The 19,568-nt window shown below is 43.8% G+C and carries 16 protein-coding genes; 6 read left to right on the top strand and 10 right to left on the bottom strand.

Annotated elements, in window-relative coordinates:
- Window positions 1-43: 43 nt before the first annotated feature.
- Both CXF58_RS07975 and CXF58_RS07970 read left to right on the top strand, forming a co-directional pair.
- Window positions 44-1,693 carry a BCCT family transporter gene (locus CXF58_RS07975; RefSeq protein ID WP_102077144.1) on the top strand — a complete coding sequence of 550 codons (1,650 nt, stop codon included), beginning with the start codon at window positions 44-46 and terminating at the stop codon, window positions 1,691-1,693.
- Window positions 1,694-2,066: 373 nt separating this feature from the next.
- Window positions 2,067-3,722 carry a BCCT family transporter gene (locus CXF58_RS07970; protein WP_102077143.1) on the top strand — a complete coding sequence of 552 codons (1,656 nt, stop codon included), beginning with the start codon at window positions 2,067-2,069 and terminating at the stop codon, window positions 3,720-3,722.
- A 186-nt stretch (window positions 3,723-3,908) separates the two neighbouring features.
- Here CXF58_RS07970 and CXF58_RS07965 read toward each other — a convergent pair whose 3' ends face one another.
- From CXF58_RS07965 to dnaQ, 8 genes are all read right to left on the bottom strand, one after another.
- Complete coding sequence (locus tag CXF58_RS07965; protein ID WP_102077142.1) at window positions 3,909-4,238, bottom strand: hypothetical protein; 330 nt, start codon at window positions 4,236-4,238, stop codon at window positions 3,909-3,911.
- A 218-nt stretch (window positions 4,239-4,456) separates the two neighbouring features.
- On the bottom strand, window positions 4,457-4,753 hold the full coding sequence (locus CXF58_RS07960) for a DUF3144 domain-containing protein (protein WP_102077162.1): 297 nt from the start codon (window positions 4,751-4,753) through the stop codon (window positions 4,457-4,459).
- Window positions 4,754-4,969: 216 nt separating this feature from the next.
- Window positions 4,970-6,136, bottom strand: coding sequence for a methionine adenosyltransferase (metK, locus tag CXF58_RS07955; protein WP_102077141.1), 1,167 nt, complete (start codon window positions 6,134-6,136; stop codon window positions 4,970-4,972).
- Between the two features lie 509 nt (window positions 6,137-6,645).
- Window positions 6,646-7,341 carry an endonuclease III gene (gene nth, locus CXF58_RS07950; protein WP_102077140.1) on the bottom strand — a complete coding sequence of 232 codons (696 nt, stop codon included), beginning with the start codon at window positions 7,339-7,341 and terminating at the stop codon, window positions 6,646-6,648.
- A gap of 65 nt (window positions 7,342-7,406) precedes the next feature.
- Window positions 7,407-8,258 carry an RnfABCDGE type electron transport complex subunit B gene (locus CXF58_RS07945; protein WP_102077139.1) on the bottom strand — a complete coding sequence of 284 codons (852 nt, stop codon included), beginning with the start codon at window positions 8,256-8,258 and terminating at the stop codon, window positions 7,407-7,409.
- A 121-nt stretch (window positions 8,259-8,379) separates the two neighbouring features.
- Entirely contained in the window at window positions 8,380-9,420 is a 1,041-nt protein-coding gene (gene nudC, locus CXF58_RS07940) for an NAD(+) diphosphatase (RefSeq protein ID WP_102077138.1), read from the bottom strand.
- 116 nt (window positions 9,421-9,536) lie between these two features.
- Window positions 9,537-11,219 carry a hypothetical protein gene (locus tag CXF58_RS07935; RefSeq protein ID WP_102077137.1) on the bottom strand — a complete coding sequence of 561 codons (1,683 nt, stop codon included), beginning with the start codon at window positions 11,217-11,219 and terminating at the stop codon, window positions 9,537-9,539.
- A 180-nt stretch (window positions 11,220-11,399) separates the two neighbouring features.
- Entirely contained in the window at window positions 11,400-13,004 is a 1,605-nt protein-coding gene (gene dnaQ, locus CXF58_RS07930; RefSeq protein ID WP_102077136.1) for a DNA polymerase III subunit epsilon, read from the bottom strand.
- Window positions 13,005-13,290: 286 nt separating this feature from the next.
- On the opposite strand from dnaQ, the gene CXF58_RS07925 reads away from it, so the two are divergent.
- Window positions 13,291-13,848, top strand: coding sequence for a hypothetical protein (locus CXF58_RS07925; protein WP_102077161.1), 558 nt, complete (start codon window positions 13,291-13,293; stop codon window positions 13,846-13,848).
- 102 nt (window positions 13,849-13,950) lie between these two features.
- Entirely contained in the window at window positions 13,951-14,256 is a 306-nt protein-coding gene (locus CXF58_RS07920) for a hypothetical protein (protein WP_102077135.1), read from the top strand.
- Between the two features lie 118 nt (window positions 14,257-14,374).
- Here CXF58_RS07920 and CXF58_RS07915 read toward each other — a convergent pair whose 3' ends face one another.
- Window positions 14,375-14,827: a YkvA family protein gene (locus tag CXF58_RS07915; RefSeq protein ID WP_102077134.1), complete on the bottom strand. Its 453-nt coding sequence runs from the start codon at window positions 14,825-14,827 to the stop codon at window positions 14,375-14,377.
- Window positions 14,828-15,095: 268 nt separating this feature from the next.
- Here CXF58_RS07915 and CXF58_RS07910 point away from each other — a divergent pair, with 268 nt between their 5' ends.
- The gene (locus CXF58_RS07910) at window positions 15,096-16,319 is read left to right on the top strand and encodes an LD-carboxypeptidase (RefSeq protein WP_102077133.1); all 1,224 of its coding nucleotides are present in this window, start codon (window positions 15,096-15,098) and stop codon (window positions 16,317-16,319) included.
- Window positions 16,320-16,538: 219 nt separating this feature from the next.
- Here CXF58_RS07910 and CXF58_RS07905 read toward each other — a convergent pair whose 3' ends face one another.
- On the bottom strand, window positions 16,539-17,561 hold the full coding sequence (locus CXF58_RS07905; RefSeq protein WP_102077132.1) for a GlxA family transcriptional regulator: 1,023 nt from the start codon (window positions 17,559-17,561) through the stop codon (window positions 16,539-16,541).
- Window positions 17,562-17,762: 201 nt separating this feature from the next.
- Here CXF58_RS07905 and CXF58_RS07900 point away from each other — a divergent pair, with 201 nt between their 5' ends.
- Complete coding sequence (locus CXF58_RS07900) at window positions 17,763-19,568, top strand: acyl-CoA dehydrogenase family protein (RefSeq protein WP_102077131.1); 1,806 nt, start codon at window positions 17,763-17,765, stop codon at window positions 19,566-19,568.

Raw genomic sequence — 19,568 nt, 5'->3', positions numbered from 1 at the left:
CAGTTTGTTAAGGTAGCCTTTCTTAAATTTAAGGTTTTAGCCAATGAACGAAGTAAAAGTAAGTAAACTTGGACCCTTTCCAAAGGTAAATAAACCGGTGTTTATTACCTCAAGTGTCTTAATCGTCGGTTTTATTATCTTTGGTTCGTTATTTTCTGAAACGGCAGCAACACTTTTTAGCTTCTTACAGGCCTTTATCGCCGAAAAATTCCGCTGGTTGTTTATCATCTTATTCAATATGGCATTGGTATTCTGTATTTATCTGACTGCCAGTCGCTACGGTGATATACGTCTAGGCAAACAGACGGAGCGACCGCAATATAGCTTATTTTCATGGATTGCAATGTTGTTTTCGGCGGGCATCGGGATTGGACTGGTGTATTGGGGGACGGCTGAGCCTTTATATCATTTTATGGCACCGCCGCTTGGGGAAGCAGAAACCCTTGAGTCGGCAAAACAAGCGATGAATCTGTCATTTTTGCATTGGGGGCTGCATGCATGGGCGATTTATACTATCGTTGCGCTGTCGCTCGCGTATTTCCATTTTCGCCGTGGCCTGCCATTATCGATACGCTCAACCCTTTATCCTATTCTTGGACAAAGGATTTATGGTAAATGGGGGCATACGGTCGATGTCTTAGCCGTGTTTGGGACGATGTTTGGGGTGGTGACCTCTTTAGGTCTTGGCGTTATGCAAATTAACGCGGGCCTTGAGGGATTATTTGGTATTCCCTCTACTTTAACGATACAGTTTATTATCATTGCTTTTGTGACCTCATTAGCTTGTGGTTCACTGATGCTCGGTCTTGATAAAGGCATCAAACGTCTTAGTGATATTAATATGGGGCTGACCGGTATTTTATTGGCGTTTATGGTAATTTTAGGCCCGACGCTATTTATCTTTGACAGTTTTATAGAAAACGTAGGCAACTACTTGGCAAACATCGTCACGTTGTCGACGTGGAGCGAAGCCTATAGTAATACTGATTGGCAAAAAGCTTGGACGATATTTTATTGGGCATGGTGGGTCAGCTGGTCGCCATTTGTCGGTGTTTTTATTGCGCGTATCAGCCGTGGACGTACCATTCGTGAGTTTGTATTTGGCGTGCTGCTGATTCCGATGACGATTTTGTTTTTTTGGTTTACGACTTTTGGCGGTGTGGCGATACAAATGGAGCTGCTCGCCGGCATGAATCCTGAGGTGGTTAGCCCAGGATTGGTCGCGGCGGTGCAAGCCGATTACGGTAGTGCCATCTTTAAGCTGGTTGAATATTATCCATTGACCAAACCGATTACCTTATTAATCGTGGTGATGATTGTCCTTTGGTTTGTGACCTCATCAGACTCAGCCAGTTTTGTCATCGATATGCTGACGGCGGGCGGTGATACCAATCCACCCAAAATCCAGCGTTTATTTTGGGCGTTGATGCAAGGTTTGATTGCCGCCATATTATTGGCAGCGGGCGGTTTAGATGCCCTGCAAGCGGCGGCTATCGTAGCAGGTCTGCCCTTTGCGTTGGTCATCTTTGTGATGATGTATGCGTTACTGCGCGGTATGAGCCGCGACCGACTTATCTTATATCGCAATCAGCAGCGTTATATTACCGATGAGTCAGCTGACCATAATTCGGCCAGTGAGTTTGTCGATGAGGACTTATTAAAAGGTCCGCCTAAAATTGTTAAAGGTGATTAATTAAGCTGCGTATAGTCGGTTTGAAATCAATAGATACGTGAGTTAGCACGTGCAACTGGTATAAATTTTTCTTGCTTGCCGCTATCACAGAGGCTACGCAAAATTCATCCCAGTCGCACTGTTTGATTTAAAGTGGACCTATTATACATCGACTTTAAATCATCAGCTTTAAAGTAATTTTTATCAAGCCAATCATGTAGTTAGCTGCCGTTGGTTTTACTTAAAAACACAATATAATAATTGTCATTTAAAATCCTAAGATGCATCGTTGTCTTAGGGTTTTTCATTTTTACCATGAACGGATGACTGGCGCGATTTGATAGTTTGTAGATATCTTGTTAAGGTTGGCGTCCTAAAAAATTGAGACGACTGAATGGATCATGTTAAAGTTGGCCGATTGGGCCCTTTCCCGCGGGTAAGTAGACCTGTTTTTTTAACCTCAGCGATTTTAATCCTCGCGTTTATCATATTCGGTGCCTTTTTTAACGAATTGGCAAGCGAAGTGTTTGGCCAAGCGAAGGCATTTGTATCGATGCGCTTTGGTTGGTTTTTTATCATGGTGGTCAACTTAACGTTGGTGATGAGTATCTATTTGATATTTAGCCGCTATGGTGATATCAGGCTTGGTCACCAAAACGAGGATCCAGAGTACAATCTGGTGTCTTGGATTGGCATGCTGTTTTCGGCGGGTATCGGTATTGGTTTGCTATATTGGGGTACGGCTGAGCCGCTCTATCACTTTATGGCACCGCCGTTGGGCGAGCCTGAAACTATTGCCGCGGCCAAGCAAGCGATGAATATCTCGTTTTTGCATTATGGCCTGCATGTGTGGGCGATTTATGGCATGGTGGCGTTATCTTTGGCGTATTTTCATTACCGCCGTGGCTTGCCGTTGGCGATTCGCTCGACCCTATATCCCCTCATCGGTAAAAAAATCTACGGCTCTATGGGTCATACGGTCGATATTTTGGCAGTATTTGGTACCATGTTTGGCGTAGTCACCACCTTAGGGCTTGGGGTTCTACAGATTAACTCAGGGCTTGATAGTTTATTTGGTATCCCAAATAACATCACCGTGCAGATTATCCTTATTGTCATTATCACCATGCTAGCAGGATTGTCGCTATTGATGGGGCTTGATAAAGGCATTAAACGCTTAAGCGATATCAATATTTTCTTTACCATTGTGCTGTTAAGCTTTGTGATTATCTTGGGTCCAACCCAGTTTATTTTTAACAGCTTCTTTGAGAATATCGGTAATTATTTGCATCAAGTGATTCCGCTGGGACTTTGGACAGAGTCTTATGAGGGGGAGGCCAACTGGCAGTCCTCATGGACGGTGTTTTACTGGGCGTGGTGGATTAGCTGGTCGCCATTCGTTGGTGTGTTCGTTGCCCGTATTTCTCGTGGCCGTACCATTCGTGAGTTTATTCTAGGGGTGTTATTAATCCCGATTACTATTTTGTTTTTATGGTTCACCGCTTTTGGTGGTTCGGCCGTTCATATGGAGCTGATGGCAGCGGTTGACCCGAGTATCGCAAATCCTGGACTGGTTGAAGCGGTGCGCGCGGATACCGGTAGTGCTATTTTTAAATTAATGGAGTCTTATCCTCTGACCGCCGCGCTAAACGGTTTAATTGTGATAATGATTGTGCTTTGGTTTGTCACCTCATCAGATTCTGCCAGTTTTGTCATTGATATGCTGACCTCAGGCGGTGATACCAATCCACCGAAAATTCAGCGCTTATTTTGGGCAGGTACAGAAGGGGTTATCGCGGCGGTGCTGTTAGCTGCAGGTGGCCTAGGTGCCCTGCAAGCTGCTTCTATCGTCTCGGGCTTCCCGTTTGCCGTGGTCATCGTGATTATGATGTATTCATTGCTACGTGGTTTGAGCCGTGATAGATTGATACTTTATCGCAATCAGCAATGGTTTATCACTGAAGAATCGGCTGAGCACAACTCTGCCAATGAGTTCCGCGATGAAGAATTATTAACCGGACCGCCGAGCATCGAGAAGATTGATGAGTAGGTTTTCAGATAACTAAAAAACTCATTTTCTGAAAAATATCAGTAGTTAAAACCATAAAAAACCCCAGCTTAAAAACTGGGATTTTTTATGGGCACTTAACAATTTATAGGTTTTAAACTGGTAATTTTAATAGCAGCATGTTCACAGAGGTATTTCCACAACGACACTTTCACAGCTACACTGTCACTATAAACATTCACCTTTGACATAGCTGACGGCTTCAGGAGTGCTACAAGCTGAACAAGCATTGCCCGCCGTACGATAGCTTATCACTGAGCCGACTTGCGTTTTTACGCAGACCGGATCGTATTGCGCGGTACACATGGTTTTTTCGGGGTCAAAGGTTGGGCATTGTGCTACAAGGCCTTTTGGGGGTTGACTGGTGTTAGAGGCGGGCGGCTGAATGGGCGTGCTATCAGGCATCGGGTTTGAGTTAGAGCTGATATTGTTACAACCTGCTAAAGCTAGCGTAAAGCTTATGGTGATTGAAAGTTTGAAAGTAGAGAGCGCGCGCATAATAAATATCCTTATATCGTTTTTATCATTTATTTTTGCATTAAACGCCAGTTTTAAACAAAAAGCAAATGTGCTATTCGTTTTTTAATTCTTCGCTGATATTTAATAAGCATATTATTAGAACAATAAAAAACCCAAGCTACGAAGGCTTGGGCTTTTGATATTAATTCTTATATGTTTCTTGACTGAGCTTTTATAAACTTTGAGCTTTTATAAACTTACTGGGCAGGTTTATCCTCTTTATTAAGCTGCACATATTTATCAAAGTTTTGTGCGTAATCAGTCAAGTTGTCGCTTAACATTTGGCGATATTGTTTGGTATAAAACTCAACGATATCGTCTTTTTCTTTAGCAAAATCATCACCTTTTACAAAGCCAATCGAGGCAACTGACGCACTATAACGCGCTGCTGCATACAGCAATGACGCGCCGACTTGACCTGAGTGAGCGTTAGGGCCAAGCTGACTGTTGGCGACGCCAATGATTTCGTCGGCACGTTGATAGAACGCTTGCATTTCAGGAGTGATTTCAAGAGCGGTATCAATTTCGTCATTTTGGCTATTATTTAAAGCGTCGTTTAGCGCGTCATTTTGAGCATTGTCTGGCATATTATCTTGAGACATAAGCGACTCCTAAGAATGGTAAGTAAATTTGAATATATCATGGCGGTCTTTAAACTTGATAAGTATAAAGACCGAATACATCTAAAAAATGGAAACAAGTAAACAGTCTTATAAACCTGCATCGGCTTTTAAAATTTCCGCTTTGTCCGTTTTTTCCCACGTAAAGGCAGTTTCAGAACCTTGACGACCGAAATGTCCAAAGGTTGCGGTTTGCTGATACATCGGCTGCAATAGATTGAGCATACGCGTGATGCCATAAGGACGTAGGTCAAAATGCTTACGAATCAAGCTGATGATTTCATCATTGCTGATTTTATTAGTACCAAAAGTATTAATTGAAATCGAAGTCGGTTCAGCAACGCCAATCGCGTAGCTGACTTGTACTTCACAGCGATCGGCAATGCCGGCAGCGACGATGTTTTTGGCCACATAACGTACTGCATAGGCAGCGCTGCGATCGACTTTTGAAGGATCTTTACCACTAAAGGCACCGCCACCATGACGCGCCATACCGCCGTAAGTATCGACGATAATTTTACGACCAGTCAAACCAGCATCGCCGACAGGACCACCGATGACAAATTTGCCAGTTGGGTTGATATGATAGCGCGTACCAGCATGCAATAAGTCTGCTGGCAGTACTTGTTTGATAATCGATTCCATGACCGCTTCTTGCAAATCTGTTTGTGAGATGCTTGGATCATGCTGCGTTGATAACACCACGGCATCAATGGCAATCGGTTTATTACCGTCGTATTTGAGGGTCACTTGTGCTTTGGCATCCGGACGTAACCAAGGCAATTCACCAGCGCGGCGCAGCTCAGATTGACGCTCCATCAAGCGATGCGCATATTCGATAGGCGCGGGCATCAATACTTCAGTCTCATTGCTGGCATAACCAAACATCAAGCCTTGGTCGCCTGCCCCTTGTTCTTCAGGGCTGCTACGATCGACCCCTTGAGCGATTTCTGGCGACTGCTTACCGAGCATATTAATAACGGCACACGTCTCACCATCAAAACCCAAGTCTGAGTGATGATAGCCGATGCCATTTACCGTATCACGGACGATACGCTCGACGTCGATATTGGCAGTCGTGGTCACTTCGCCTGCCAAGATCACCGCACCTGTTTTAACCAAGGTTTCGCAGGCAACGCGCGCATGAAGGTCTTCACGTAAGATGGCATCAAGAATAGCGTCTGATATTTGGTCAGCCATTTTATCAGGGTGACCTTCGCTTACAGATTCTGAGGTAAATAAGTTGTATTCGCGCATAATGGGATCGCTTAATTGAATCAATAAAGATAGGAAAAAGCATAGCGTCTGAGCGCTGCTTTAATTAATATTGACCAAACAAATCAATTGCTCGGCGTTAAATCTTTGATAAATGGGTGCTGCTAAATTCGTTTATAAAAAAGGTATTTACTAAATAGGTTTTAAAAATATGGTTCAGCTTAGCCAGTTTCCATACGTTAGCATAAATGATAATTAATACTAAGCATTTACCTATAATGGGTTTATTGCCTGATGATATAAGAGGTGATTAATCTGGCGCATCAGGCTAAAAATAGGCTTATTCTAACTCGAAACGTAATAAAACTCTAGTGAGCTGCGCTTGTTATACGATAAGTAAACCTCAACAATGCGCCTATAGCCGTTAAGTAGCATGCTATCTGTAGGTTCGTTTTGTTATGAGCAATTTTCAGTGGATATGAAAAGCATCATATATACCCTAATGTTTAAAATGATTGTTTTAAACGGTGACTTCAATTTTTAGCTCTAAACTATAACTCTAAAAACTTGGCTTTATCCTTAAACATACACTCTTCATAAACAGGACACGCGCCGCATTTTGGCGTGCGAGCTTGACAAGTATAGCGCCCATGCAAAATCAAATAATGATGCGCATCTACGATAAAGTCATCGGGAATACGTTCGAGCAGTTTTTTCTCAACGATTAAGACGTTTTTACCCGTAGCAAGGCCAGTACGATTGCCGACGCGAAAGATATGGGTATCGACCGCCATCGTCGGCTGTCCAAAAGCGGTATTTAACACCACGTTTGCCGTCTTACGCCCAACGCCTGCTAGAGACTCTAAATCTTTACGGTTATCAGGAACGGTGCTATCAAACTTCTCAATCAAGTCACGGCAAGTTTTGATGACGTTTTTGGCTTTGGCGTTATATAAACCGATATTCTTAATATACGCTTTCAGTCCTTCTTCGCCTAATGCCAAAATAGACTCAGGCGTATTGGCAACCGGATAAAGCTGGTTGGTGGCGATATTGACGCTGACATCGGTCGCCTGCGCCGATAATATGACGGCGATAAGCAGCTCAAAGTTGCTGTTATAATTGAGCTCAGTCACTGGCTCATCAATCGTCGCCGCCAGTTTCTCAAAAAACGGCCGCACATCACGATTGGGCATGCGCCTCGATGGCGGCGTATCGGCAGTTTTATGTTTAACGGTTTTACTCATGGCATTGTTAGCACTGTTTTATTCATTATTTTATTCATTGGTTATTCAAAATTAGAGATGGGTTATTAAAGGTGGACAAGCTCAGTTTGTAATGCTTCAAGCTCCGTCTGTTTGCTCTCATTAGGCCGTACGCTCAGCTGCTTTTCTAACTTCTTGATTTTACTGCGTAGTTTAGCTGCGGCAATGGTATTTTTTGCTTCTTCTTCGCTGATATTTAACGATTGACTGGCCGCATTGTTTAGCTTGGCTTCTACCATGCTGACTACTGGCTTGCTATTGCTGCTATCCGCTAGCTGCTTACTCACGCGTCTTAAATGCGTATGGTAACGCTGGCGTAAATCCTCTTGTTCAAGCGTGCGCTCAGCTGTCGATAGGGTACGCTCAACGGTGACTAAGTCTATGCAATCAACTGGGCAGGGCGCAATACATAGCTCACAGCCCGTGCATAAGTCCGTAAAAATAGTATGCATATGCTTGCCAGTCCCGACGATGGCGTCAACAGGGCAGGCGGGGATACACTTGGTACAGCCGATACAATCATCTTCTCGAATCACCGCGCGCACTTCTACTGGACGCTGCGAGCTGGCATCTATCGGCCATTTTGACGGCTCAGCGTTAAGTGGTTGTGTATCGCTGCTATCTTGATTGATGATTTGCGCAATCGCATCGGTCACCGGCTGACCGCCGGGCACACATTTATTATAAGGCTCATTGTCAATAACAATCGCCACCGCGTACGGCAAGCAGCCATCGGCATGGTCACAAAGCCCGCATTGGGTTTGCGGCAAGCAGGCGTCAATACGCGCAATCTTTGCTTGGGTTGCGGCAGGCAAGCGCTCTATGTCCAAGCTATCGAACAAGATAGGCAAATTGGTGAGACGGATAAGATTGCTGTTGTTACTGATGGTGCTTTGCATTTAATGTAAAACCTTTATATTAGTACTAAGTGCTAATATGAAAAAATAGGGTAATAGCGTTATTTATCAAGAGCATTGATATTTAATAAAAGGCATCTTGCCCTTATAAATTAAATATCGATTAGAGCGAGATGCCTTGTTCATGAGCAATTTGCGCAATCAGCGCATAAGCAATACTGCCTTTAAACGGTATTTTTGGCAAATTTGTCAGGTCAAAGAAATCGGCATGTGACAGCTCGTCTTCTTGTATCACGATGTCACCACCCGCATGCGCTGCGCGAAAGCCGAGCATTAAATTAGACGGAAACGGCCAAGGTTGACTGCTGACATAGCGAATATCTTTGAGGCTAATATTCACCTCTTCTGCTACTTCGCGTACCACGGCATGCTCTAAACTCTCACCGGCTTCTACAAAACCAGCAATCAAGCCATATTGTAGTGCTTGTTGAGGGGTTTTTTGTTGCCCATAACGATGATGGTGCGCTAATAAAATTTGCATGGCACCCGTTTGCGGATTGGGTCGGGTAATAGCGGTGATGATACACGGCTGCACGCGAGGATACTGGCGTAAGCGGCAAATAGGACAGACCATCGCACGCTCACCGCACGCAGCGGGGACGACTGGGATAGCGCAGCGGCTACAAAACTGCGTGTCTGCTTGCCAGCGTAACAGCTGTATGGCTTGACTAAGTTGGTCAGATAAGGCAAACGGCAGCTCTGTAATAAGTAGACGATAAGCAATAAAAGCACACTCGTCATTATCTAAAGTATTTTTTTCTTTATTATTACCTGTTAAACCGTAACTTTCTACCTCGGTATGTTCTAAAATTTTAGGCAACGTAAAATGATGTGCTATCGCATAATCATAAGTCATCGCTAAGGTAGCTTTTGACGTAAAAGCATTAGCATCAACTTCGACTTCGACCAAACTGTCTTTATTTTGACGGCTATCATCGTTAACTAACCACTGGGTCGGCGCTAAGCTTTCAAATAGTGTCACTCGTCCAACTTGATAAGCTGGCTGCGTGCTATGAGTGCCATGAGTGTTTGATATTGTGTTGTCGATATCAGACTGTGGTAACTCAACCTGCACAGGCCACCAGCCATAAAGCGTTTGACGGCATAAAATCGTCTCGTCACGAAGTATAAAGGCATGGCTCATAGGTTCAGTTTCCAAACAATCAAAGACAGACTCTTATCCGTTTGGGTAGGAGTCTGTTTAAAATAAGCAGTTAGATGATAACTAAATAAGTAAGCTATCTATCTAATACACTAAAATTATGCCGCAAGCAGTTGGCTTAAGCTTTGTTGCCCAACATCTAACGCTTGTTTGCTGACAGGACGATTATGCTCAAAGCCATCTAAATGATGGTCAACGGCCATAATGACATCGGCAATATAAGCCAAAGTACCATCATCTAGACGTGCACCACTATTAATACGCTGCTGTAAATAACTTGCCAATTGGCTAAGCATACTGGCGGGCGTTGGCAGCTGTAAAAAGCGCACTGCACCTGACACTTGGCGCAGCATTTCAGGAATATTTTGAATATTTAATACATCGCGCTCAGGCTCAGCCAAATAATCGGTGATGGCTTGTTCGGCGCTGGCAATCGCCGTACGACTTTCTTGTATCAGGGTATCATAGGCAGTATTCAGCTGATGCAATGAGATATGCGGATTATTCAAAGGTAAATAGATTGCCCCTGGGGTATGCATCTCTGCCATAGCGATAGTGGCGTTTTCTGCGTGCATCAAAGCGAGTAATAAATGGTCAAAATCTTCTGGCGTAGGCGCGCGCCATTTTTTCACCGCTTCTGCGGCAGCATTGAGACTGTTTGCAGCATTTGCCAGACCCAATAACTGAAAAGTTGAACGCAGCTCAGTCAGTTGCTCGGTGATTTGCGAGGTTTGCATATCAACAGGGTTGATAGAATCACCGCGTGCGTAGCTATCGACATTTTCTTTGATGGTGTTGATTTGCGCTTGAATAATGGTGTTTAAGGTATCGGTTAAAGCACGATTGGGTCCAAATAGGAACTGCGCCATTTGTTTGCGCTGTGAGTCTTCCAATTGATTGGCGGCATATAGTTCACGCAGCGTTTGTGCCTCTTTGGTATCGCGCTGGCAAGCAAAGCTGACCAAGTGCGCAAAGCGCGTGTCCATTACTGGCAGATAGCTTTGAAACTGCTGCTCTAAATAAATAAGCGTGTGTTTTTGGCTTAAGCTTAGCGGCAAAATGCTGGCAATATCCGTAACGGCAGCGGTGGCTGCTTGCCAAAACAGGCTGTTGGTATTTGCTGCTATCAAGGCGCACGCTGCCGACATCGCATCGAGCTTTTGCTGCTCATCCTCACTTACCTTACCGTCTTGATTTAATAAGGCAACGCCAAGTCCACTACGATAAGCATAAGTTAATAATTCGCTATCAAGATTGAGCTCGTTAAGCGGTTGAAAGTTGTTTTCAGGATTGGCAATAATGACGCTACTATGACCAAACGCGGCAAAATAATCGGCATCGATCGGTGCTGCTTGCCCATGAGCGTTGAGTCTATTGATGATAGGCAGGAGTAAAGTCGGCTCTACCGATTCGGTCAGCAAAATAAACTCAATATAACGATCAAGCGTCATAATGGCTTCTGATAAATCCATAATCAAAGCATTATCATTATTATCACGGCTGTCATAAAGTTTTTGCAAGCCATTGACGATGGCGTTATTGAGCACTTCTGCCCCGACCGAAGATATCAGCTGAAAAATACAAGACAGCTGTTTTAGTACAATAATGGAGTCTAATAATAAAGGCGCTTGGCTATCATCATCATTAAATTCGCCCAAATGAATTTCAGTATCTTTTAAAATGACCTTAATTTCATCGTGCAATAAATGCAGCGATGGTAGGTTAAAATCAGTCACACTCAAGGTCGGGGCGGTTAATTTCATTTGTGTAGAAGGATTCATAGTTGTTTTTTTCCATGACGTACTGATGAAAATAGCAAAGGTTTAGATGAGCATTTGAAAATGTCTATAAATAAGGTTTTAACGCTTATCGGCATAACAATCAAGATTTACTTACTTAACGGTCAGTATAAGGCGTTATGTTCATATAAAAAACCGTTTTAATGACTTATGCTTCACGGATTACATTTTATCTTTAAGCGCAGGATAATCGTCCGCAAGCGACGCATACCAGCCTTGATTGGCGCTGTCATTACTGCTTGACTCGAGCAATAAAGCCGCCAAATCGGCAAAGTTTGCATGGGCAGTATGTCCGCCATCGGCTTGGGTATCTTCCTCAATCGCTAGCGTGACTTGCCCGCCGGTCATCGCCAGATAAACTTCCGCCAAAATCTCCGAGTCAAGTAATGCGCCGTGGAAAGTACGGTCTTGTTTACCGACATCTAAGCGACGAACCAGAGCATCTAGGGTATTTTTTTGCCCCGGATATTGCTGTTTTGCCATCATCAAAGAGTCGGTCACTCGTACGCGCTCGGCAAAGTCGTGCATGCCAACTTTGGCAAACTCCATATTTAAGAAGTTCATATCAAAGGTAGCGTTATGAGCGATGATTTCGGCACCGTCCATAAAGTCATAAAGCGCTTGAGCCACTTGATCAAAGGTCGGTTTATCGGTTAAAAACGCTTCAGAGATTCCGTGAATACGAATCACCTCCTCATCCATTCCGCGCTGCGGATTGATGTAGACGTGCAGTTTCTCGCCGGTAAATTTACGCCCGACTAACTCTACGATACCGACCTCAATAATGCGGTCGCCCTTCATAGGGTCAAGACCGGTGGTCTCCGTATCCATAATGAGCTGGCGGTCAGATTCATGGCGGTGGATAGGTTTGGGTAGCAGGGGTATAAAATGCGGATTGGCTCGGCTAGTGTCACCATCGAATGTCGGTGTGTCCGTGTCTATGCGAGCTTCCGTTTTAGTTTCTACTTCAGTATCCATATTGGTATTTATATCTGGCATATCGGTGTGTCTCATGGGTTCGCTAGCATTGTACGGATTGTGATTCTCTTCTACTAACATATCTGTGTTTGCCATTGTATTTGTTATTGTATTTACCATATCGTCAGTAAGATTTCGACTATCTAATAGCGACTCATCAAGCTCATCATCCACCATATCAAAGCCTAACGGATCAAACTTTAACCAATCATTGCTCGGACTCTGCTTATTATCAGTCATCAGTCGGTCTTTTTTTTTAGCAGAATCTTGCAAGCTAGCGGTTTTCAAATCTTCACTGCTAGACGTCACGCCCAAGTTTGCTAGCTCGTCAGCTTTTTCATTGCCCGCGTGTCCGGCGTGACCTTTCACCCAGTGCCAAGCGACATCGCGCTGCTGGCAAAGCGCATCTAATTGCTGCCAAAGGTCTTGATTGGCCACCGGTTTTTTGCTGGCCGTTTTCCAGCCGCGTTTTTTCCAGCCTTCAATCCATTCGGTGATACCCTTTTTCACATAGCTTGAGTCTGTCCAAATCTCAAGGATTTGCTCACGCGGACTATGGGTCAATGCTTGTATCGCACCCATCAGCTCCATGCGATTATTGGTGGTTACTTGTTCACCGCCATACAAATCCTGCGTCTGCCCATCGCTAAATATTAAGTGCGCGCCCCAGCCGCCAGCACCTGGATTGCCTTTACAAGCGCCGTCGGTATAGGCAACCGTCGTATTTGCTTTGGCAGCAAGCGGATTGCTCGTATTAAATGAACGCGCTGAAGTAGAGTTTTCTGACATAAAAAAGTATGAGCCTAATAAGTAATAAACATCGAGCAAAGAGGGTTTCTAGCGTTATTTTTGCACAGGCTAGCACTATCTATTTTAGGGTTGAGTATAGCAAATCTTGCTTGTTTATGGTCGCTTATCTATCAGTGACTGCTAGGAATAAAAACCATAAAAGGGCAAAAGCACATATCATAGCGGTAACGCTGCCGTTTTCTGTTAAAATAGCAGTGATTGTGCGGACATACCTTAGCGCAATATGCACAATATAAGCTTTTATGTACCAATGCAGGATAAATCCATGATGTCCGTAAGCTCGAATGTTTTGAATAAAAAATTAATGCCTTTAATGGTCGCTCTAATGGCAAGTAGCGCGCTGTTTTTGAGTGCCTGTAATGACAGTAATACGCCAGCTGATGCCAAAAAAGCTGAGGCGCCAGCGGATTTATCCATATTTGCAGGCTGCTACACAGTCAGTCGTGATGAGCCGGCGCAAATAAAAGTTAGCCAACAGGGCGGCGGTTGGGTCATGCAAATGAAAGAGCCTGCTAGCGCTAAGCGCGTTTGGGATGACGCTGAACCGTTAGAAGTGCTTGCAAAAAGTGATATCCCGACGTATTTTTCTATCGACCCTGATAATGTCGATGCGGTGATTGGTCGTCCAGACAGAGTGCTGGTGTTGGCGCATGTGAAGCCTGTTTATGCCAATATCGATCCGCTACTAGATAGTGAGTACTTGTCTTACATTTATCGCGGTGCCAATACCATTTATCGCGTCGAATGTGATGAGGTTAATACCGATATTTTAGCCAATCCTCACGCCAATATTGTGATTGATAACGTCAATGACAGTATTTGAAATGACAATGCTTTAAACGACAAAGCTTGAAATGACAGTATTTAAAAAGTCCTTATAAATCAGTATTTATGATAAACAACCCTCTAATCAGAGTCGGGCAATATGAATTTTTTTAGTTATGTGGTGTTGGGTGGATTTTGTTACGCGGCCGGTTGGGCAGTAAGAACCTATATTCTCGATAAACAGCCAAAACCTGAGCAGCCTTATCATCTCAAACATCCAACTATCTTAGGATATCTCGGTGCATTTTTCATAATTATGCTGATTGTGTCGTGGCTCATCGGCTGCTATTTACTCGGCCATGTCGCTATTGATTTGCCATTTATTATCATTAATAGCCTTATAGGCACCTTTGTCTACTCGTTTGGTCTAAACCCAGAAAAGCCAAGCTATGATGTGCCTGATTAATAAGAAATTAAAAAGCTGAGTGCTTAAATACATTTAAAAGGTTTCTATTTTAGGCCTATAAAAAACACGGTCAGTGCATGCGTCATTGACCGTGTTTTTTATGGAATTGCTTACCAGATTATTTATCTGTTTTCTTTAAGCGTTTACTTTTATCTTCTAATTTTTTATCGCTAGGCTTTGAGTTTTCGTCTTTCGACGCTGTTTGTTCATCTTTCCAGTTTTTGTATTTTGCCAAATCCTTTTCCATGAGTTTCAGGCAAAATCTGAGTACCAAGACGTCATCGATATGACCGATAAAGGGGATAAAGTCAGGAATGATATCGATAGGGTTGATCACGTAAAGCAGTCCAACCACGGCTGCTGAAATGGTTTTATAAGGGATATTGCGATAGTTGCCTTTATAGTAGTCTTTGACTAAGCTCATCAGCAACAGCAAATCCTTAGCATAACTCTCAAGACCTTTTTCTTTTTCAAGTTGGTCATTGAGCTTATCTTCTTTACCCAAGATGATTTTAATACTATCCATCAGACTTTTATTGTCTTTTTCTTTTGCGCTTTCTTGGTCAGCCATCTTTGTAATCCTTTTATCTATCATTATTGTTTGTTGTTCAACGCGTTTTACTATAGCAAGAGTCGGGTCTGTAGCCAAATAAGACGGCAAGTAACTCTGTATCGTTTTGTTGTCTATAGTGAGTGAAAAGTAATATCAAGACATCACGCACTGCTGATATCAATTTTTTCAATTCATGTTACTGTCTGAACCTGCGTTATAATACGCGCTTTGTTCCAGTAATGGTTGCTAGGATAAGCAGCAATTTAACAGTAAAAAAGGTAGCATAATGACTAAGATTTCATCCGAGCTCAATCGTCGCCAGTTCTTATGTCACGTTGGTATTGGGGCTGGAGTAGGGCTATTGGCGACCCAAGGCATCACTCGAGCGCTCGCCTCTAGTAATATGGCGAAAAACAGTGACGCGCAGCTTACCAAGGATGATTTACCAACAGCGTTTCCAGATGAGCATTTGTCTTTCAAAGGTGAAGCACAACCAGCGCAAGCAGGATGTATCGTCCCAACGATTGAAACGCGGCTTTTTGCCAGCTCTAACGTCGGTGGCAGTAATGAGCGTAATGAATTGGCGTTAGAGCGTTTAGCCTGCGCGGGTTTTAAAGTGGATAATCCGGCGACTACCGAACGGCAGTATCTGCGCTTTGCAGGTACGGATTCGCAGCGTGCTAGCGACCTGCAAAACATTGCGACCGGTGCAATCAAAGCGCCTAAACTGCTACTTGGGGTGCGTGGCGGTTATGGGGCAGTGCGGATATTACCGATGGTTGACTGGTCGACGCTTGGGCGCATTATGAAGGAGCATGGAACGATACTGGCGGGTTTTAGCGATGTGACGGCGATTCAGTGCGCGCTGCTGGCAAAAGGTGGCATGAGCTCGCTTGCGGCACCGATGCTCTATAGTGAGTTTGGTAAAAATAGACCCGATGAGGTTAGCTGCCGACAGTTTGTAGCAGCATTAACCAATCCTAATTTGACGATTAATATAGACGATGCGTCGTTAACCAGTCCTAATTTACCTAGTATTTTGACAAGCACTGAACCTAAAACGCTAACCGGCACTATTTGGGGCGGCAATCTAAGTGTGGTGTCAGCGCTGGCAGGTAGTGACTATTTACCGCGTATTGCTGGCGGTATGGTATTTTTAGAAGACGTCGGCGAGCAAGCCTATCGTATTGAACGCATGCTGTATGATTTGTATTTAGCAGGGGTGTTTAAAGGTCAGCAAGCCATCGTGTTTGGGGCGTTATCGGGTAGCAGTGAAGACAGTTATGATAAGCGCTATGATGTCGCCACTGTCATTCGTCAATTGCATCAGCTGACAGGATTGCCGATTTATAGCGGTATGCGCTTTGGTCATATTGGGCAAAAGCACAGCTTTCCACTTGGCGCCACATGTCAGCTTCACCCAAATAACGCTGGCGGTTATCAATTGATGTTTAGTGATTACCCAACAATTAAAGCAGATGCCATTCTTGTCGAAGGCTTGTGGCAATAAAAATTAGGTCTATAGTCGAATCCAAATAAATCAGATACGTAGCTATCAAGTCGTCAAAGAAACGTTGTTTTTTTGCGTGCTGTGCCTACGCCGACAGATGCTGCGAAAAACAACGTTTCATCTCGCTGTATCGTTTTTATAACGAATTAATTATATAAAATTGTTGCTGTGATAAATTTGTTGCAGCAACGTATTACTTCTAACAAATCTACTATAAAGTTAAATCGCCAAGCGTGAAAATTTATCCTGATATTCTTTCGGGGTTAGCTCGGTAGCGCGTTTAAATAGCCGCGTAAATGATGAGATATCATCATAGCCGACTTGCTCCGCTAGCGATTTTATCGTCACATCGCCCAATTCTAATAAACGCTTCGCCTGCTCAATTCTAACGGCCTGAATATACTCAATCGGGCGCATCGTAACGGCGGCTTGAAAGCGTCTGTTTAGGGTACGTGGAGTGATATTCACCATGGCTGCTAAATGGCTTACCTGTATAGCTTGCCTAAAATTTTCCTCGATAAATTCTTGCACTTGTTGAACCAACTGATCCGAGTGCGGCTTATGCAATGTCACATTGGTATAGCTGTTTTGATTGCCGCGTTTGCTATCGATAATCTGAGTTTTTGCCACTTGGGTCGAAATCTCGCGCCCGCAATAACGCTCGATTAATAACAACCCCAAGTCGTAAAATGCACTACCACCCGCCGCACAAAATATATTGCCAGATTGTTCTTTTGATTGGTTCTTTGAGTGAGTGACAAACTGGTTTTCTTGTAAATCAACCAATGGAAAGTCTGCCTTAAACTTACTGGCATAGCCCCAATGGGTTGTCGCTACTTTGCCATCGAGCAAGCCTGCTTTTGCTAAAAAGAACGCGCCGCTACAGTTACTAGCGATATCGGCTTTGGTATTTGCCAGTCGCTTGATATGCGGAATTAGAGCGTTATTTTGGCTCAAGACTTTATCGATGGAATCGCCAATGGTTGGAATTAATAGTAAGTCGCACTCTGTGACTTCCTGAATATCGCTATGCGCTTGCATGATTAAGCGGTTGCTACATCTGATATCAACGCCGCCAAGACTGGCAATTTGTACGTTAAACCTTGGTTCTACTTCTTCATTCAAAAACCGCTGCCAACTCACTCCGGTAAAAGAAAATAAATCTAATGCGCCTGTCAAAGCGCTGCCAAGCACGCCATCGAAACCGACAATGATGACGTTAAAGGGTTTAAAGTAGGGCATAAGTGCTTATTTTCCTATGAAAAGACGTATTTAAAATGTCAGTTTATTAGCAGTTTTTCCCAAATTAGCATATTAATTTTGTCTTATTTGACCATAATTATGTCATAAATGACAATACGGTAAGGCGTTAAATTAGATTAATATCAATGCATCACTTGTCCATCACCGCTTATTTATCATTATCATAATAGGGAAATGACTATGGCCGCAGATACACTGATCAATGACTTTGAATTACCGTTTCAACTCTACGATGTATTAGGGGTTGAGCATTTAACCAAGCATTCGAAGTTTGCAGAACACAGCCGTGAAACTTTTGATGCGGTATTAGGCACTGCCAATAAAATCGCCACCGATTTGTTTTTACCGCACAACCACGTGGCGGATAAAAACGAGCCGCAGTTTGATGGCAAAAAAGTCAGCATGATAGACGACGTAAAGGTTGCTTTTGATGCCTTTCGCGAGTCAGGCTTTATCGCAGGTCGTTATAGTTTTGACGATGGTGGCATGCAATTACCTGAAACCGTGATGACGGCGGTAGCAGGCTATTTTATGGCAGCCAACCCATCGACCACCGCTTATCCGTTTTTAACCACGGCGGCGATTAATGTCATTTCTCATTTCGCGAGTGATGAGATTAAAAATGCCTTTATGCCGCGTATGCTAACCGGTGAATTCACTGGCACCATGGCATTAACAGAACCACATGCAGGCTCGTCGCTTGCCGATATCAAAACCACTGCCGTGAAACAAGAAGACGGATCATACCGTATCAAAGGCAGCAAGATTTATATCTCAGCAGGCGATCACGAACTGTCTGACAATATCGTGCATTTGGTATTAGCCAAAGTGCCGGGTGGACCCGCTGGCGTTAAAGGTATTTCGTTATTTGCCGTACCCAAGTATCGTTTAAACGATGATTTATCAGTCGGCGAGCGTAATGACGTCCATTTAACTGGACTTATTCATAAACTTGGCTATCGCGGCGCAACTTCTACGGCGTTAAGTTTTGGCGATGCAGGCGATTGTCACGGCTATCTTATCGGTGAAGAGCATTTTGGCCTGCGCTATATGTTCAAAATGATGAACGAAGCGCGTATCGCAGTTGGCTTTGGTGCAGCGATGATTGGCTATCGCGGTTATCAGTATTCGCTCGATTATGCCAAAGACAGAACGCAGGGCAGAATCGCACCGAATAATAAGCCTGAAGATGCGGCAACGGCAATCATTCAGCATGGTGACGTTAAGCGCATGCTGCTGGCGCAAAAAGCCTATAGCGAGGGCGGTATTTCACTCTGTCTATATGGCTCAAATCTGATTGACCGTATCAATACCTGTGAAGATGCCACGTTAAAAAATGAATTGACAGAGTTGCTAGACCTGCTGACGCCAGTACTAAAAGCATGGCCGTCTGAATACGGTCCAAAAGCCAATGATTTAGGTATCCAAGTATTGGGCGGCGCAGGCTATACACGTGAATATCAAGCCGAGCAGTTTTGGCGTGACAATCGTCTCAATCCCATTCATGAAGGCACAAATGGCGTACAGGCACTAGATTTGTCATTTCGTAAGTTGTGGCAAAACAAAGGGCTTGGTATTCAAATTATCAAGCGTGAAATCACCCAAGACTTAGAAAGCATTAGTACACCAGAGAGCGCAAAACTGGCAGGTAAGTTGATGCCATATATGGGTCATTTACATGAAGTGCTCGTGCATTTAAGCAAAATTCTACAAACGGAAAAAGCCATGACGCTGACGGGTAATGCGCAGGCCTTGATGAATATCTTTGCCTCCATCGTGGTCAGTTGGATTTGGATTCGCCAAGCGAGTAAAGCGGAGCAATTATTAAATGATACGGCCGACGTCGATAAGCAAAACTTCTATCATGGAAAAATCCAAGCAGCAAAATACTTTATCGATTGGGAATTGCCGTTAATCAAGCGCGATATTGAGCTATTAAATAATGACAATGCGGTCTGTACCGATATGCAAGTAGAATGGTTTTAA

Origin of the sequence: Psychrobacter sp. Sarcosine-02u-2 (genome assembly GCF_002836335.1) — a bacterium.
GTDB lineage: Bacteria > Pseudomonadota > Gammaproteobacteria > Pseudomonadales > Moraxellaceae > Psychrobacter > Psychrobacter faecalis.
Note: the sequence above shows the minus strand (reverse complement) of the source record. Positions and strands in the feature narration are given on the sequence as shown.

What these genes read in the sequence shown, in the direction of transcription:
- CXF58_RS07975 (WP_102077144.1), top strand. Translation starts at nt 44, where the DNA reads ATGAACGAAGTAAAAGTAAGTAAACTTGGACCCTTTCCAAAGGTAAAT.
- CXF58_RS07970 (WP_102077143.1), top strand. Translation starts at nt 2,067, where the DNA reads ATGGATCATGTTAAAGTTGGCCGATTGGGCCCTTTCCCGCGGGTAAGT.
- CXF58_RS07965 (WP_102077142.1), bottom strand. Translation starts at nt 4,238, where the DNA reads ATGCGCGCGCTCTCTACTTTCAAACTTTCAATCACCATAAGCTTTACG.
- CXF58_RS07960 (WP_102077162.1), bottom strand. Translation starts at nt 4,753, where the DNA reads ATGCAAGCGTTCTATCAACGTGCCGACGAAATCATTGGCGTCGCCAAC.
- metK (WP_102077141.1), bottom strand. Translation starts at nt 6,136, where the DNA reads ATGCGCGAATACAACTTATTTACCTCAGAATCTGTAAGCGAAGGTCAC.
- nth (WP_102077140.1), bottom strand. Translation starts at nt 7,341, where the DNA reads ATGAGTAAAACCGTTAAACATAAAACTGCCGATACGCCGCCATCGAGG.
- CXF58_RS07945 (WP_102077139.1), bottom strand. Translation starts at nt 8,258, where the DNA reads ATGCAAAGCACCATCAGTAACAACAGCAATCTTATCCGTCTCACCAAT.
- nudC (WP_102077138.1), bottom strand. Translation starts at nt 9,420, where the DNA reads ATGAGCCATGCCTTTATACTTCGTGACGAGACGATTTTATGCCGTCAA.
- CXF58_RS07935 (WP_102077137.1), bottom strand. Translation starts at nt 11,219, where the DNA reads ATGAATCCTTCTACACAAATGAAATTAACCGCCCCGACCTTGAGTGTG.
- dnaQ (WP_102077136.1), bottom strand. Translation starts at nt 13,004, where the DNA reads ATGTCAGAAAACTCTACTTCAGCGCGTTCATTTAATACGAGCAATCCG.
- CXF58_RS07925 (WP_102077161.1), top strand. Translation starts at nt 13,291, where the DNA reads ATGATGTCCGTAAGCTCGAATGTTTTGAATAAAAAATTAATGCCTTTA.
- CXF58_RS07920 (WP_102077135.1), top strand. Translation starts at nt 13,951, where the DNA reads ATGAATTTTTTTAGTTATGTGGTGTTGGGTGGATTTTGTTACGCGGCC.
- CXF58_RS07915 (WP_102077134.1), bottom strand. Translation starts at nt 14,827, where the DNA reads ATGGCTGACCAAGAAAGCGCAAAAGAAAAAGACAATAAAAGTCTGATG.
- CXF58_RS07910 (WP_102077133.1), top strand. Translation starts at nt 15,096, where the DNA reads ATGACTAAGATTTCATCCGAGCTCAATCGTCGCCAGTTCTTATGTCAC.
- CXF58_RS07905 (WP_102077132.1), bottom strand. Translation starts at nt 17,561, where the DNA reads ATGCCCTACTTTAAACCCTTTAACGTCATCATTGTCGGTTTCGATGGC.
- CXF58_RS07900 (WP_102077131.1), top strand. Translation starts at nt 17,763, where the DNA reads ATGGCCGCAGATACACTGATCAATGACTTTGAATTACCGTTTCAACTC.